We start from the raw sequence: 15,798 nt of genomic DNA, 5'->3' as shown, positions 1-15,798 counted from the left end.
TATCTATGCCATTCTTTTTGGGCTCCTTACTGATTTTGAGACAAGATGGCAAATTCACAACGTAAAATCCTAGTGACAAGCGCACTTCCATACGCCAATGGACCTATCCATTTAGGCCATATGCTGGAATATATTCAAACCGATATTTGGTCACGATTCCAAAAACTTCGTGGACACGAATGTCACTATATCTGTGCCGATGATGCCCATGGTACGCCTATCATGCTTAAGGCTCAGCAGCTGGGTATCGAACCGGAAGAGATGATTGCTCAGGTCAATAAAGAGCATCAGCAGGATTTTGCTGACTTCAATATCAAATTTGACAATTTCCACAGCACTCACAGTGTTGAAAACCGCGAACTTTCGAGTGAAATCTACCTCAAGTTACGTGATGCCGGTTTTATCAAGACTCGCACTATCTCGCAGTTATTTGATCCAGAAAAGTCGATGTTTCTTCCGGACCGCTTCGTTAAAGGCACCTGCCCTAAGTGTAAGAGCGAAGATCAGTACGGCGATAACTGTGATAACTGTGGCGCGACATACAACCCTACGGATCTGATTGATCCTAAATCGGCCGTATCTGGTGCAACCCCTGTGATGAAGGACTCTGAGCATTTCTTCTTCGACTTGCCTGCATTTGAAACCATGCTAAGTGAGTGGACTCGCTCTGGCGCGATTCAAGATGAGATCGCCAACAAACTTGCCGAATGGTTCGAACAGGGTCTACAGCAGTGGGACATCAGCCGTGATGCCCCTTACTTCGGCTTCGAGATCCCTGATGCGCCAGGTAAATATTTTTACGTATGGCTGGATGCTCCTATTGGTTACATGGGTTCGTTTAAAAACCTATGTGACAGACGTGAAGATCTTAACTTCGACGACTTCTGGTCTAAAGACTCAACCGCCGAGGTGTATCACTTCATCGGTAAAGATATCGTTAACTTCCACAGTTTATTCTGGCCAGCCATGCTCGAAGGTGCGGGATTCCGTAAACCTACCAGTGTATTCGCTCACGGCTATGTCACGGTTAACGGCGCTAAGATGTCAAAGTCTAAAGGCACCTTTATCAAGGCCCGTACTTACCTTGACAACTTAGACCCTGAATACCTGCGTTATTACTATGCGGCTAAGCTCAGCAACCGTATTGACGATCTCGATCTTAACCTTGAAGATTTTGCCCAGCGTGTTAACTCAGACCTGGTTGGTAAACTGGTTAACCTAGCTTCACGCACCGCTGGCTTTATCAGCAAGCGTTTCGATGGCAAGTTAGCTAAAGTTGCTGATACCAGCCTTGAGCAGACTTTCCTTGGTAAGCAAACGTTGATCGAAGAGTTATATGAGAATCGTGAGTTCGGTAAGGCGATGCGTGAGATCATGGCTTTGGCCGACCTCGCCAATGCTTATGTTGCCGATGCAGCGCCTTGGCAATTAATTAAAGATGAAGCTAAGCAAGAAGAAGCCCATCAGGTCTGCAGTAATGCACTTAACCTTTTCCGCATCTTAGTGACTTACCTTAAGCCTGTACTGCCAAAACTGGCTGATGATGTCGAAGCCTTCCTTCAGTTCCCACTGACTTGGGATAATTTGAGCGCCGATCTCGCCGGTCATGAAATCGCTAAATTCAAAGCCTTGATGCAACGCATCGATATGAAGAACATCGAAGCGATCATCGAAGCCTCGAAAGACAACTTGCAGGCAACCACTGAGCCAACGGCTACCAAGAAAGGTAAAAAGACGGCTGAAACCAGTGACATCGTGGTAGATACTCGCAGTCCACTGGAAAGTGACCCTATCTCGGATGAGATAAGCTTCGAAGATTTTGCCAAAATAGATCTTCGTATCGCGCGTATCGCTAAGGCCGAACATGTACCGGAAGCGAACAAGCTACTTAAGCTAGAGTTAGACTTAGGCGGTGAAACCAAACAGGTCTTTGCCGGCATCAAGTCAGCCTACGCGCCTGAAGATCTTGAAGGTAAGCTCACCGTCGTGGTGGCAAACCTTGCCCCGCGTAAGATGCGTTTTGGCATGTCAGAAGGTATGGTATTGGCCGCGGGTCCCGGTAACAAAGATCTGTGGATACTGGAGCCTCACGAAGGTGCACAGCCTGGTATGCGAGTGAAGTAACTCCCCAGTGAGTGACCCCGCAGTAAGTGACAGTTAGACATAAGAAAGGGCCGCAGTGATGCGGCCCTTTTTATTTAATCATTTCGCTCTGTAAAACGAGGCTTGGTTATCCTCTAAGGATTGCTCCTGAATTAACAGCACTTAGGGCTTTTCAATCGGCACACCAGATTGAATCCACGCATCGGTGCCATAAAGGGGCACGGTCGACAGAGCGTGTTTGTGGCTACCCTTGGTCTCTTTGGTCGAATAAGAGAGATAGAGTAACGTTTGACTGTCCTCATCATAGATACGACGCACTTTTAGCGTCTTAAACAAGATACTGAGTGACTGTTTAAAAACAATTTCACCACTCTTGCTCTTATCGATATTGGCAATCTCCATCGCCGAAATTGGCCCTGTCTGTCTGCAAGAGATACTCATGTCAGAAGGATCGGCCAGACTCAAGTTGGCTTCGATACGGCTGATATGACAAGTTACACCGGCGAGCTTAGGATCTTGCCTGGCATCGATAATCACATCTTTAGTGGTAAAGAGCCCCAGACTGACTTTACCTACATCATCGCCGCAGGCACTCAGGCCTCCCAGCAAAATGACTGCAGCGGTTATTTTGCCGAGCGTCGTCAACACTTTCATCTTCCTTCCTTAAATACTTTTTGCGCCCATCGCGTTAATCCTGCCGTTACACTACCAAAATGATCGCCTACTACGATAGGGATAGCGGGATATAATCCTGCGATCTTGTTATAGATAGCCGGGCTTCTTGCCGTACCACCGGTCACATAGATCACGTCGGGTTCAACGCCGGCAGTCGCTAACGCTTCTCGCATCAAGGCTTCGATTTTTGCGCTCGGCGCCGCTACCGCTTCGGCGAACAGGGCCCGACTCACATCGGTACTGAGCTTAGAGCAGATATAATCGAGCTTCATTGTGACAGACTCATTATCCGACAGACTAATTTTCGCCTGCTCGGCACTGCGAACGATTCGATAACCCAACTGGTCTCGCTGCACCTTGAGTAGCCTTTCTAACAGCTCAGGTTTCTTAGCATCTTTAATCAACTCCTCAATCATCTTGCGAGAGCTTAATGATGAAAAGTCACGTTGAGCACTGATATCGTTAACGGCCACGGCATTCCAGAAAGGTTTACTCGGTACAGGCAGACCGTTGACCATATGACAACCTAGGCCTAAGTGAGACATGAAGGCCTTCATAGACAGTGCTATATCTAAGTCATTTCCGCCGACTCTTTGGCCACTATGACCGAGAAAGTCACCCGTCCTATCGGTTGAGTTAATATGTGATGGTCCCATCTTGACCACTGAGCAATCGGTAGTACCACCACCGACATCGACGACCAGAACCACTTTGTCATCGTTTAGGCTCGCCTCAAAGTCCATTCCCGCCGCTAAAGGTTCAAACAGAAAATCGACATCGACGAAACCGGCTCTTTTTGCCGCCAGGCGAAGAATCAACTCGGCTTGTTTATTACTCTCTTCACCGCCGATCCCCTGAAAATTTACGGGTCTGCCGATAACAGCGTGAGTAATGGCGTGTTGACTATCTAAGCCTTGTTTCGACTCGGCAATCTGCTTTATATGCTGCATCATCATAGTGACGATATCTTCAAACAGGGCCACCTGATCGGCTCTTAAACCTGTAGCCCCTAAGAATGATTTTGGCGAACGGACATAGAAACCATCCTCAGGCATATCCAAGTATGCCTTAACGGCTTGTTCACCGACGAAAACAGCCTGTTCGTCACTATCTAAATCTAACTCGCGTCTTGCATGACGAGCACGGCTCAGTTGAGCCGAACGGGCTTTGGCATAATCGGCTTTCAGGTGAGTCGGCATCTGCTGATATACCGCTTCTGCGATAAGCTCTCTGTCGAGCGCATAAAGAGTAGAGGTCAGATAGTTTGATCCCACCGACAAAGGCAACAATCTGACGCCATCCCCTTTCATAACCCCTATGGCGCAATTCGCACTACCATAATCAAAACCAACAAACATTCACTCGCCCCAAAGGTAAAAGCAACAAATAAAAAAGCCGTGAAAAATAGCACACTATGGCGGGAGTAAAAAGGGGGAAGCGTCATTTCATGACAAAAGTTAAGCTCATCGTTACGATCCTGACTCAATTTTGAGAAAATGGGGTATTAACTTGCGCTAATACCCATGTTTCAAATCAGGCTTGCTCAAGATCGCCAAATTCCGGCGCACCGATCGGTGTACCTCCGATATCGGCTAACAGGGTACCTGACAGTAATGGCGTATATTGCTGATGATTGATCTCGATAAGATGTCGGTGATCTCCGGCTTCGAGATACACTTTTTCCTCATCGAATAACCGATTATCTAACATCATTTTTAACCCATACGCCTCGGCAAGCCCAGGAATGGCGCCTTCATCACAATCGGCAAACTGAGTCGCCAGCTCAGTTTCATCAGCCAGGTGGTAAGCCTCCCCCATCTGCTCACTGACTTTTAATACAGATAACCTATGGCCGGAACCCACGCCAGCCATCAGGAAATCGCCCTCGTTATTGACTAATAACACAGCTTTCACTACCTGAGAACTCGGCAGGTGCGCCGATGCCGATGAGTCGAGAGATGACAAGGTCTTGCGGTGCTTAACAAGGGAGTATTTAACCTTGTTGTCACTAAGAAACGATTCAAGAGTCATTGCTATGGCCATGATAATAACCTCCCATCGTTGGTAATTTGAACGTGAAATGACGCTAAGCTAATTATAGCTAAGGCTGAACAAACGACGCTTTTATGGGCATAAATAATATCTAAGGGAGCACCATTCCTTCATCCATTCGCCTTGAATTAGTTTGCCAAAAAAACGCTGAGTAGATCACTTTCTTCTACCGACTGGTATTATATCGCCTAAACTAAAAGATAATGCTATCGAAGAGTTATCTTATGTGTGCATCTATCTCTAAGTTATCGGCTTTGAGGTTAACTTTCCTTAAACTGATAACAGCTTTACTTCCCTTTTTTTTCCTGGCACTTGCACAGGCTCAGGTAAGCTCGGTCCTGTTAACATCAGTGTCTGACACTACGCAAGAGGTGCCGGTCTTAAGTATTAAAGGGGCAATAGGCCCGGCCGTGAGTGATTACCTGATGACTGAGATTAAGGCCGCCAATCACAACGCTGCTCCTCTGGTCATTATCGTCATCGACACTCCTGGCGGCTTAGTCTCCAGCTTACGCGACATAAACCAAGTCATACTCAACTCTGATGTCCCCATTGCCTGTCTGGTACATCCACCGGGCGCACGTGCCGCCAGTGCTGGGACCTATATACTCTATGCATGTCATATTGCGGCCATGTCATCGGCAACAACATTGGGCGCCGCAACACCGGTCAGTATAGGCGGCCCCGCCGCACCGACAGGTAAAGACGACAAAGACCAAGACAAGGCACCGACCAAATCTGCGATGGAGAAGAAAGTCCTCAACGATTCTATCGCTTATATACGCTCTCTGGCCCAGTTACGTGGACGCAACGAAGAATGGGCAGAGTTAGCCGTTAAGGAGGCAGCGACATTAACGGCTAAAGAGGCACTGGAACAAAATGTGATCACGCTTCTTGCCGACTCCCCTCAGGATCTGTTGAACATTCTGGATGGATGGGAAGTAAAGGTTAAAGATCAGCCGCGTACCCTGTCACTAAAACAGGCGAGTCTGAAACCCGTTATCCCTGACTGGCGCAACGAATTTATATCCACCATCACCAACCCGAATATTGCCTATATCCTGATGATCCTGGGCATCTACGGCATATTACTCGAGTTTTATAGTCCGGGGATTGGCGTCGCAGGGATCACAGGAGCCATCTGTCTGGTCATCGCCCTTTATGCGTTTCAACTCTTACCGATCAACTACGCGGGTCTGGCTTTGCTGCTTTTGGGAATAGGTTTGCTTATTACCGAAGCCATGATGCCGAGCTTTGGCATATTTGGTGTGGGCGGAATTATTGCCTTCACCACAGGCTCAATATTTCTTATCGATACCAAGCAGACTCAATTTCAAATCTCTATTCCGGTTATTGCCGCAGTCACCACTTTCAGTGTCCTGTTTTTCCTCTTCATCTTAAGCTTTCTGTGGCGCTCACGAAAGAACAGCATTGTCAGTGGCCAGGAAGCCATCATTGGCGCAGAAGCGGTGGTGCTCGACGACTTTGATACGCAGGGATATGTATTACTTGGTGGTGAACGCTGGGCAGCAATGACCGATACCCCACTATACAAAGGCCAAGGAGTCACCGTGGTTAGTATTAAAGAGTTAACCCTTATTTTGAAAGCAACAAGCGACAATACTCAGGACAAGCTTGCATCAGGTGTTGAGAATTGTTCTAACAACAAGGAGCGTGACAATGGATCCCATCCTTCATAATGGCGCTATGTTTAGCCTTGCGATAGTATTTCTGGTTGTCGCACTGCTATTGAGCGCATTTAGAATTTTGCGAGAATATGAACGTGGAGTCATCTTCCTGCTCGGGCGTTTTTACAAGGTGAAAGGGCCTGGACTCATTATTGTTATTCCCATTATTCAACAGATGGTCAGAGTCGATCTGCGTACTGTTGTCATGGACGTACCAACCCAAGATGTGATCAGCCGGGACAATGTCTCGGTCAAAGTGAATGCGGTGATCTACTTTCGGGTGATCGATTCTCAAAAAGCCATTATCAATGTGGAGGATTACCTACAGGCTACCTCACAACTGGCTCAAACGACGCTGCGTTCGGTCCTAGGACAACATGAGCTCGATGAGATGCTCGCCAATAGAGAGATGCTAAACACCGACATACAGAGCATTCTCGACACACGTACCGATGGTTGGGGCATTAAAGTCTCAAATGTTGAGATAAAACATGTGGACCTCAATGAAACCATGGTGAGAGCCATCGCACGTCAAGCCGAGGCCGAACGAACCCGTAGAGCCAAAGTCATTCATGCATCCGGTGAGATGGAAGCCTCGGCAAAACTGGTTGAAGCAGCAACTAAGCTTGCTCAGGAACCCAATGCTATTTTACTGAGATATTTACAGACCCTGACCGAGATTGCCGGTGAGAAAAATTCGACCATCTTATTTCCGATGCCGATGGACTTGCTCAATGGAGTGCTTAACAAAGGTAAGGGTGAGTCATCAAAGGATTCAGATAAACAGAACTAAATAGTCAGTAACAACCTTATTTAGGACGGGGGGAGCCCAATAAAAAAGCCGTCTAGTGCTAGCACTAGATGGCTTTTTTAAATACTGCGTAAGTTATCGCCCGATACAGCATAACCCTTTCACGCTACAAAGGAGTGTAGGCGACATATTGTATTTAAGCTTTTTTATTCAGCTTAAGTTGTGCTTGTCTCTGATCCTCTTTCTCACTGCGCCTCGATAAGATAACCTGGCTGACATCGCTGCCAATATGCGCCTCACCTCGTTTCGCTGCCAGAAGCATCTGACGCTCACGCTCTTCAAAACGACGGCGCTGTTTATCTGATGTAGAATCGATACAGTGGGGACAACTCACCCCCTGAACATAGGCTTCGCTCGCTTTTTCATTTTCAGTGATTGGCATACGGCAAGCATTACATTGATCATACTGACCTTTTTCCAATTTATGATTTACCGCAACGCGATTATCGAATACAAAACACTCACCTTCCCATAGGCTCTCTTCCTGCTTAACCTCTTCGAGATACTTAAGCACGCCTCCCTCAAGATGATACACCTCATCGAAACCTTGCTCTTTCAGGTAGGCCGTTGACTTCTCACAACGAATACCACCGGTACAGAACATAGCCACTTTTTTATGCTTCGCTGGATCCAAATTATCTTTCACATAGGCGGGGAATTCACGAAAGGTATCGGTTTTAGGGTCCACGGCATTCTTAAACGTCCCTATCTGGATCTCATATTCATTACGGGTATCCACCAACAACACATCGGGATCTGAGATCAGCTTGTTCCAGTCGTTCGGCTTAACATAAGTGCCTACTACCTTCAGAGGATCGATTCCTTCGACCCCCATAGTGACGATCTCTTTTTTAAGTTTGACCTTAGTGCGGTAGAAAGGCATCTGTTCATCGAAAGAGAACTTATGCACTATGTTATCGAGTCCAGGTTGCTGCTTCAGCCAAACCAACAAGCTGTCGATAGCGGCTTGGTTTCCGGCAACCGTACCATTGATCCCTTCACTGGCCAGCAGTAAGGTCCCTTTAATACCAGACTCTTCCATCACCGCCAACAGGGGTTTCTGTATCGATTCAAAATGGGGCAGAGAAACAAATTTATAAAGCGCACACACAACAACCTGGGACATATCAACCTCAACTGCTCGCTGGAGCTTAATCCCCAGTGCAAAATAAGCCAGCTCAAAAATGTGAGCAGGCATACAAAATAGCCGAGAATTCTACCCGAGTCACAGATAAACAAACAGAGACAAAATGTAGGGGTATTATGGTGACAAAGGACAGATTTGTTTTTTGACCCAAAAATCCACATCATATGAACATAATCACAAATAAAAATGAGCCTCATATGACGCTGCCAACCCTATACTCATTCAGACGTTGCCCCTATGCCATGCGAGCGCGCTTAGGCATCTACCTTTCGGGTTCTCAGGTTTTATTACGTGAAATAGTCCTAAAACATAAACCTCAGCCCATGCTCGATGCCTCCCCCAAAGGTACCGTCCCGGTTTTGATTCTACAAGATGGTGAGGTTATCGATGAAAGCCTGGATATCATGATATGGGCCCTGAAGCGCGATGATCCAGACAATCTCTTGCTTATAGAGGAGCCACACAAGCAGGAGATAGCTAAGGCATTGATCGACGCCAACGATTATAAATTTAAACCTTGGCTTGATAAGTATAAATATGCCGATCGACACCCTGAGCAGCGCGAAGAAAATTACCGAGAACAGGGTGAACAATTTATAGCTAAACTTGAAACACTACTCGCTAAACATGAACAACTGCTGGGATCTAAACCCTGTATCGCCGACTTTGCCATTTTCCCCTTTGTGCGTCAATTTGCCCATGTAAACAAACCCTGGTTCAGAGCGTCACCCTACCCTAATGTGCAGCGATGGCTGAGTCACCATCTGGCAAGCACGACCTTTACCCATATCATGAAGAAATACCCCACTTGGCTTGAGAGTGAAGAGGCGTTTCTGTTCGGCAAAGAGACAAAGCAGAAATGATAACCGGGATAGCGAGGGAACCTGGTGAGTGTTTAACTCATTGCTCTAAACAAGCCCGAATCAGCCACTGAACATCCGATACAGAAAATGAGTTTAGTAATATAAAGAAATGCTGTAGTTTTAGAAAGAATCTAAATAATCGGTCGACAGAGCTGTATTTAGCTTGGGCATAACAAAACCATAGACAAAGGATTGCAATTCTAATTATGGGCAAAACAGCATCGATTATCTTGGTTACAATCATATCCCTGTTATTCTCTGTGACTGTGTTCGCAGAGGTGTTCCAGTGGAAGGATAGTGATGGTAATGTCCATTTTGGCGATCAGCCTCCGATCAGTAGCAATGTAAAACCTGTCGATGTGATACTGAGTCCGACAACTCAGCTTTCAGCCCTCACTTCATCTACAGAAAACGCCGACTCTGGCGAGCCGAAAAATAGTGTAAAGAAAAAAATCGTCATGTACGCTACCTCCTGGTGCCAATACTGTGAAAAGGCAAGAAACTACTTTAAAAATAACAAGATCCGTTATATTGAATATGATGTCGAGAAGCTGCTGAAGCGGATGAAGGAGTTTAAGAAAAAGGGAGGGACCGGCTACCCATTAATACTCATAGGTAAAAAACATAAGATGCATGGTTTTAGTGCATCCGGCTTTGAACGGCGATACAAATCCTAAAAGTTAACTGCGCAAATATCACAGCAGTTCACCTGAATATCGGAAGCTGGCTATCATTTAATATTCAAACAAGCTGTTTGAAAGTGATAACTTGAATTTTGATGGTGTATCTTGTAAATCTAATGTCATGTTAAACACCTTTTTATGCCATTTCCGTTGAGGTCATACCGTTGGATAAATACAGCATTACCGTCAATACATTTGATAAATTAGCCCAAAAATATCAAGACAAATATATGGATATGGCGCTTTATGACGACACCTTCGATCTTTTCTGTCAGCGGCTAAATGATAAAGACAGCCCCTCACTGTTCGAAATTGGTTGTGGACCAGGCAATATCAGTCGGCTCCTATTAAACCTGTGTCCACAATTAACCATTCATGGTACCGATTTGGCGCCCAATATGGTTGAACTGGCAAAGTTGAACAATCCCGGCGCGACGTTTGATGTGATGGACTGCAGAGAGATTCACAAGGTAGATAGCAAGTACGATGCGATTATGTGTGGATTCTGTTTACCTTACATTTCTAAAGATGATGCAAGAAAGCTAATAGCTGATGCCTCAGGTTTATTGAGAGACGAAGGCATCATCTATATCAGCACCATGGAGGGCGATTATGAAGCCTCTAAATTTGATGTGTCGAGCTCAGGAGACAGGGTCTTCACTCACTTTCATCGGGCCGAACATTTAACCCGATGCTTGCACGAAAGCGGGTTTAAAGTTATCGATGTGAATCGTAAAACTACCTCTAAACCAGATGGAACTGACAACACTGATCTGTTTATCATCGCACAACTTTAGCGATATTAAACCTGTGGGCCCCCCCCTAGGTTTGGAAGCGAAAGTTTAGTTACAAATTTTAATGTTCAAATCGGGTAAAAAGGATAAATAGCCATGGCTAATATTCATCATTAACCGTACAATATTTGCTCTCACAAATGACAGGCTCCAGTCCTGCTTATACCAATCGGTATTAGATAGTGTTTCCGGTAAAAAATCGTCATCCAATGACCAATCTTTATTCATTTTGATTTTATTCTTATCTTAAGAGGTATCAGTGCAAACAGATCCAACTCAAGCGCAGACCGTTTCAAAACCCTCAGCCATCTTAAACCTTGCCCTATTGATCCCTATGTTATCGGCAATCGTGGCCATAACACCGCTGGCGATCGACATGTACCTACCGGCCATGTCGACCTTAGCCGCAAGCTTTCATTCCGACATCACCACGGTACAGCAATCTTTAAGTCTATATTTAGCGGGTTACTCGCTGGGTATGCTCAGTTTTGGGCCATTAGCCGACCGAATAGGCAGACGCCCTCTGGTCATCATCGGTTTAACAGGCTTTATGCTTGTCAGTCTGGCATTGGCTTTTGTCACCAGTATCGAGGCGTTTCTTTCGCTTCGATTCGCCCAGGCATTTATCGGCGCAGCCGCAACCGTCGTTGTGCCAGGGTATATAAAAGAGGTCTATGGAGAAAATACGGCCAAAGGTATGTCCTATGTCAGCCTGATCATGATGCTGGCACCATTATTAGCCCCCAGCCTGGGTAGTTTGATTTTAGAATTTGGCGAGTGGCATCTTATCTTTTTTATCTTAGCTTTCTATGCCTGTATCCTGTTATCTCTGGTGCTATGGAAGCTAAAAATGCCCAGTGACAGTGATAAAGGAAGCCGCAGCCAGAAGTCTTTCTTCGGTGCCTATGCGGTCGTATTCACTAAACCCGGAGTCAAACTGCATATTGCCAGTGGGGTATTAACCTCATTTGCCTTTTTTTGCTATCTCACCGCTTCCCCCTTCGTCTATATGGAGGTTTTCGGTCTTGATAAGTCTCTGTTCGCCATACTGTTTAGTACCAATGTAGGCGCACTTATGTTGGCCAACGTGATCAACAGCCGTATCGTAGGTCGTTATGGTTCGAAGAGAATGCTCAGGGTATCGACCATACTCGCCATGCTGGCCGGTTCCGCGCTATTTACGGTAAATTGGTTTGGGTTAAGTCTCAGTTTTACCGTTGCGACCCTTATTCCCTTCATGGGATTTCTTGGTGTGATGTCAGTCAATGCCGACGCGATAGTGTTAATGAAATTTAAACAGGAGACCGGCACGGCTACCGCGGTCATTGGCACACTACGTTTCGGATGCGGTGCGCTAGCGGGTCCATTATTAGCCCTGTTTTATACAGGGACTGCGGTGCCCTTCTCGGCTCTGATGCTGAGCGCAGTGGTCTTAGTGGGAGTGTGTCAGTTTTACGCACCGACGGGCGTTCAAAACCAGAGTTAATACCAATTGGTATAACACCCTTATCTGAGAATAGATTCCAGCTTTGAGTAATAATTATTAAAGGCTGAGATCGAGACAGGGTTTAAGTGTAAGAATAGTCGTTATGGCGTTTTTACGCTTTAGCCCTACGGTTTAGGACAAAAGTAACCATTTACCTTTGCCATACCTGCCATTTTCACACTCTGTAATAGCTGAGTTCATGTGTTGTCTGATGTTCTCACCTGCCTGAATACTAAGATTTAACCTCTACATATTTATCACTTTTCAACTTATAACCTTACAATCAGCCATGAAGATCTATGATGAACAGTGAATTTTTTTCATTTATCTCTATTTTTTCAATAAAAGGCTTGAATTGCGCGCTTAATTTTATATGATGAAATTCTGTTCATTTGAAACAGGTGTCGCACCTTACAAGGTGAACGTTAACTTCATACCTTAAGTTAATCGACATATCGAGAGTTTAGGATCACCATCCAAACTCATAAATTCAAGCGATTACCGTCGCTGTAGCGAGATACTGCATACCGTAGCGGTAACTTATGAGGGTTTACAAATGGAAAAGCTATCAGGCGCCAGCATGATCGTCCGATCTCTTATTGACGAAGGCGTAAAACATATATTCGGCTATCCAGGCGGATCGGTGTTAGATATCTATGATGCCCTACACGAAAAATCAAAAATCGAACACATTCTCGTCCGTCATGAACAAGCAGCCGTACATATGGCCGATGGCTATGCGCGTGCAACGGGTGAAGTCGGCGTAGTACTCGTCACCTCAGGACCCGGCGCCACCAATACGATCACGGGTATTGCCACAGCCTACATGGACTCAATTCCACTGGTTATTGTCTCGGGCCAGGTACCGAGTAACTTAATCGGTAACGATGCATTCCAAGAGTGCGACATGATAGGTATCTCAAGACCCGTCGTTAAGCACAGTTTTCTGGTCACAGATCCCAGAGACATTCCCGAGATCATCAAAAAAGCCTTCTTTATCGCCGCCAGTGGCCGTCCCGGCCCCGTGGTTATCGATGTACCGAAAGACTGCATGAATCCAGCCATATTGCATGAATATAAATATCCTGATGACATCAGTATGCGCTCATACAACCCAACAACAACTGGGCATAAAGGGCAGATCCGTCGTGGCGTTCAAGCGCTGTTAAAAGCAAAGAAACCCGTTCTGTATGTCGGTGGTGGCGCGATTATCTCTGAATGTGATAAGCAGATATTAGCCCTCTCTGAAAAGTTAAATATTCCGGTTGTCAGCACATTGATGGGATTGGGTGCATTTCCCGGCACCCATAAAAATAGCTTAGGTATGCTTGGTATGCACGGCTGCTATGAAGCCAACATGGCGATGCACAATACCGACCTTATCTTCGGCATAGGTGTACGCTTTGACGACCGCACCACTAACAATATTGACAAGTATTGCCCTAACGCGACCATATTACATATCGATATCGACCCTTCCTCTATCTCGAAAACCATTCGGGTCGATATCCCCATCGTTGGCTCTGCCGAAAAGATCCTCGATGAGATGCTAGCGCAATTGGACTCGAGCGGTGAAGTGGTTGTTGATGAAGCAGCTATCGACTTTTGGTGGAGTGAGATCAGTCATTGGCGCAGCCGTAAGAGCCTGGCTTACGACAAAAGCAGTGAAAAAATCAAACCTCAACAAGTAATTGAAACGCTTCATAAGCTAACCAAGGGTGATGCCTACGTTGCATCCGATGTGGGCCAACATCAAATGTTTGCCGCGCTCTACTATCCGTTCGATAAGCCACGTCGTTGGATCAACTCCGGTGGACTCGGCACTATGGGCTTTGGCCTTCCTGCAGCGATGGGAGTAAAGATGGCGAAACCTGATGAGACCGTTATCTGTGTAACCGGAGATGGTTCGATTCAGATGAACATTCAGGAGCTTTCTACCGCGCTGCAATACGATACTCCGGTTAAAATCATCAACCTCAATAACCGTTTCTTAGGTATGGTTAAACAGTGGCAGGATATTATCTATGCCGGGCGTCACTCTCACTCCTATATGGACTCGGTACCGGATTTTGCCAAAATTGCCGAAGCATACGGACATGTGGGGATGACCATCAGCGATCCTGCAGAACTTGAATCCGGCCTTGAAAAAGCCTTGGCCATGAAAGATAAGCTGGTATTTGTCGATATTAATGTCGATGAAACTGAACACGTTTACCCCATGCAGATCCGCGGTGGAGCGATGAGCGAAATGTGGCTGAGCAAAACGGAGAAAAGCTAATGCGTCGTATTATATCTGTATTACTTGAAAACCAACCTGGTGCGCTTTCACGGGTTGTCGGGCTTTTTTCTCAGCGCGGCTACAACATCGAAACGTTAACCGTTGCGCCGACAGATGACATCACGTTATCTCGTCTGAACATCTCTTTGGTGGCTGATGAAGCGGCACTCGAGCAGATAGAGAAACAGCTGCATAAGCTTATCGATACCCTCAAGGTATCAAACATTACCGAGTCGGATCATATTGAGAGAGAGCTAGCCCTGGTTAAAGTAAAAGCCAAGGGCAGTATGCGTGAAGAGATTAAACGCACAGCGGAGATCTTTCGTGGACAGGTCGTCGATATTACTGCCGATCTCTATACGGTGCAGCTCACAGGAACGAGTGAAAAACTCGATGCCTTTATTACTGCAGTCGGTGATGTCACCAAAGTCGTTGAAGTCTCACGCTCAGGTGTTGTAGGAATAGCCCGCGGTGAGAAGGCGATGAGAGCCTGATAATCGTTTCAGCACTCAAGTGCTAAGTCAGGTACTAAAAAGGGAGCTCAGGCTCCCTTTTTGTTTGAATCATTTTCTATTTGAATCAGTTTTAGCTCACAGAGTCCAGGCCGTAAACTAATACCAACTATTCAGAATCGATCAGTCTCGAAGTACCTATCTCAATTTTACGTGGCTTTAATGCCTCTGGGATCTCACGTTGAAGATCGATATTGAGTAAGCCATTTTCAAGGTTGGCGCCAACCACTGTCACGTAATCGGCCAACTGGAATGTACGCTCGAAACCACGCTCGGCAATGCCCTGATAGAGGTACTTACGTTCTTTCTCTTGCTGCTCGGCTTTAGTACCTTTTACCAGTAGCTTATCGCCTTCGCTGGTGATATCGAGTTCATCCATTGTAAAGCCAGCGACGGCCATGGTGATACGATAACGGTTTTCGTTAAGCAGTTCGATATTATACGGGGGATAACCTGAGTTGCCTTTGTTCGAGGCCGCATGCTCTGCAAGCTGGGCTAAACGATCGAAACCAATGGCACTACGGTATAGGGGAGTGAGATCATAATTACGCATGTGTATATCCTTTTTATAAAGCAATATATAATTTAATTAGCCGACAATGCCGCGCTATTCGATTCAACTTTTACTCCTCAGAGCTAAAAGTTAAAAGTTAAAAGTTAAAAAGTAGTAGAGCCCTCGTTGAGCGACTCTACTATTAGATATAAG

Annotated in this window: 14 protein-coding genes; 9 read left to right on the top strand and 5 right to left on the bottom strand. The window is 45.9% G+C overall.

Features of this window, described 5'->3' with window-relative positions; all coding sequences use genetic code 11:
- The first annotated feature begins 45 nt into the window (after nt 1-45).
- Complete coding sequence (metG, locus tag EKG38_RS07355; protein ID WP_126519632.1) at nt 46-2,124, top strand: methionine--tRNA ligase; 2,079 nt, start codon at nt 46-48, stop codon at nt 2,122-2,124.
- 141 nt (nt 2,125-2,265) lie between these two features.
- Here metG and EKG38_RS07350 read toward each other — a convergent pair whose 3' ends face one another.
- From EKG38_RS07350 to EKG38_RS07340, 3 genes are all read right to left on the bottom strand, one after another.
- Nucleotides 2,266-2,757: a CreA family protein gene (locus EKG38_RS07350; RefSeq protein WP_126519631.1), complete on the bottom strand. Its 492-nt coding sequence runs from the start codon at nt 2,755-2,757 to the stop codon at nt 2,266-2,268.
- The gene (gene yegD, locus EKG38_RS07345) at nt 2,754-4,136 is read right to left on the bottom strand and encodes a molecular chaperone (RefSeq protein WP_126519630.1); all 1,383 of its coding nucleotides are present in this window, start codon (nt 4,134-4,136) and stop codon (nt 2,754-2,756) included. Before yegD ends, EKG38_RS07350 begins: the two co-directional genes overlap by 4 nt.
- A gap of 175 nt (nt 4,137-4,311) precedes the next feature.
- Nucleotides 4,312-4,821 (bottom strand): aminoacyl-tRNA deacylase, encoded by a 510-nt coding sequence (locus EKG38_RS07340; protein WP_126519629.1) that lies wholly within the window; start codon nt 4,819-4,821, stop codon nt 4,312-4,314.
- Between the two features lie 233 nt (nt 4,822-5,054).
- Here EKG38_RS07340 and EKG38_RS07335 point away from each other — a divergent pair, with 233 nt between their 5' ends.
- Together EKG38_RS07335 and EKG38_RS07330 are read left to right on the top strand one after the other, a co-directional pair.
- Nucleotides 5,055-6,530, top strand: coding sequence for an NfeD family protein (locus tag EKG38_RS07335; protein WP_126519628.1), 1,476 nt, complete (start codon nt 5,055-5,057; stop codon nt 6,528-6,530).
- Complete coding sequence (locus EKG38_RS07330) at nt 6,511-7,311, top strand: slipin family protein (RefSeq protein WP_126519627.1); 801 nt, start codon at nt 6,511-6,513, stop codon at nt 7,309-7,311. Before EKG38_RS07335 ends, EKG38_RS07330 begins: the two co-directional genes overlap by 20 nt.
- Nucleotides 7,312-7,465: 154 nt before the next feature.
- Here the strand turns inward: EKG38_RS07330 and trhO are convergent, their stop codons facing one another.
- Entirely contained in the window at nt 7,466-8,455 is a 990-nt protein-coding gene (gene trhO, locus EKG38_RS07325) for an oxygen-dependent tRNA uridine(34) hydroxylase TrhO (protein ID WP_126519838.1), read from the bottom strand.
- A gap of 218 nt (nt 8,456-8,673) precedes the next feature.
- On the opposite strand from trhO, the gene EKG38_RS07320 reads away from it, so the two are divergent.
- From EKG38_RS07320 to ilvN, 6 genes are all read left to right on the top strand, one after another.
- Nucleotides 8,674-9,339, top strand: a complete 666-nt coding sequence (locus tag EKG38_RS07320; RefSeq protein WP_126519626.1) for a glutathione S-transferase — start codon at nt 8,674-8,676, stop codon at nt 9,337-9,339.
- Between the two features lie 206 nt (nt 9,340-9,545).
- Nucleotides 9,546-10,016, top strand: a complete 471-nt coding sequence (locus EKG38_RS07315) for a glutaredoxin family protein (RefSeq protein WP_126519625.1) — start codon at nt 9,546-9,548, stop codon at nt 10,014-10,016.
- Nucleotides 10,017-10,186: 170 nt separating this feature from the next.
- Nucleotides 10,187-10,819 carry a class I SAM-dependent DNA methyltransferase gene (locus EKG38_RS07310; protein ID WP_126519624.1) on the top strand — a complete coding sequence of 211 codons (633 nt, stop codon included), beginning with the start codon at nt 10,187-10,189 and terminating at the stop codon, nt 10,817-10,819.
- 256 nt (nt 10,820-11,075) lie between these two features.
- Entirely contained in the window at nt 11,076-12,302 is a 1,227-nt protein-coding gene (locus tag EKG38_RS07305; protein ID WP_126519623.1) for a multidrug effflux MFS transporter, read from the top strand.
- A gap of 556 nt (nt 12,303-12,858) precedes the next feature.
- On the top strand, nt 12,859-14,580 hold the full coding sequence (locus EKG38_RS07300; RefSeq protein ID WP_126519622.1) for an acetolactate synthase 3 large subunit: 1,722 nt from the start codon (nt 12,859-12,861) through the stop codon (nt 14,578-14,580).
- The gene (ilvN, locus tag EKG38_RS07295) at nt 14,580-15,074 is read left to right on the top strand and encodes an acetolactate synthase small subunit (protein WP_126519621.1); all 495 of its coding nucleotides are present in this window, start codon (nt 14,580-14,582) and stop codon (nt 15,072-15,074) included. Before EKG38_RS07300 ends, ilvN begins: the two co-directional genes overlap by 1 nt.
- A gap of 127 nt (nt 15,075-15,201) precedes the next feature.
- Here the strand turns inward: ilvN and EKG38_RS07290 are convergent, their stop codons facing one another.
- The gene (locus tag EKG38_RS07290; protein WP_126519620.1) at nt 15,202-15,645 is read right to left on the bottom strand and encodes an Hsp20 family protein; all 444 of its coding nucleotides are present in this window, start codon (nt 15,643-15,645) and stop codon (nt 15,202-15,204) included.
- Nucleotides 15,646-15,798 lie beyond the last annotated feature (153 nt).

The organism is Shewanella canadensis (genome assembly GCF_003966225.1).
GTDB classification, from domain to species: Bacteria; Pseudomonadota; Gammaproteobacteria; order Enterobacterales; family Shewanellaceae; genus Shewanella; species Shewanella canadensis.
This window is presented reverse-complemented; position numbering and strand designations above follow the sequence as displayed.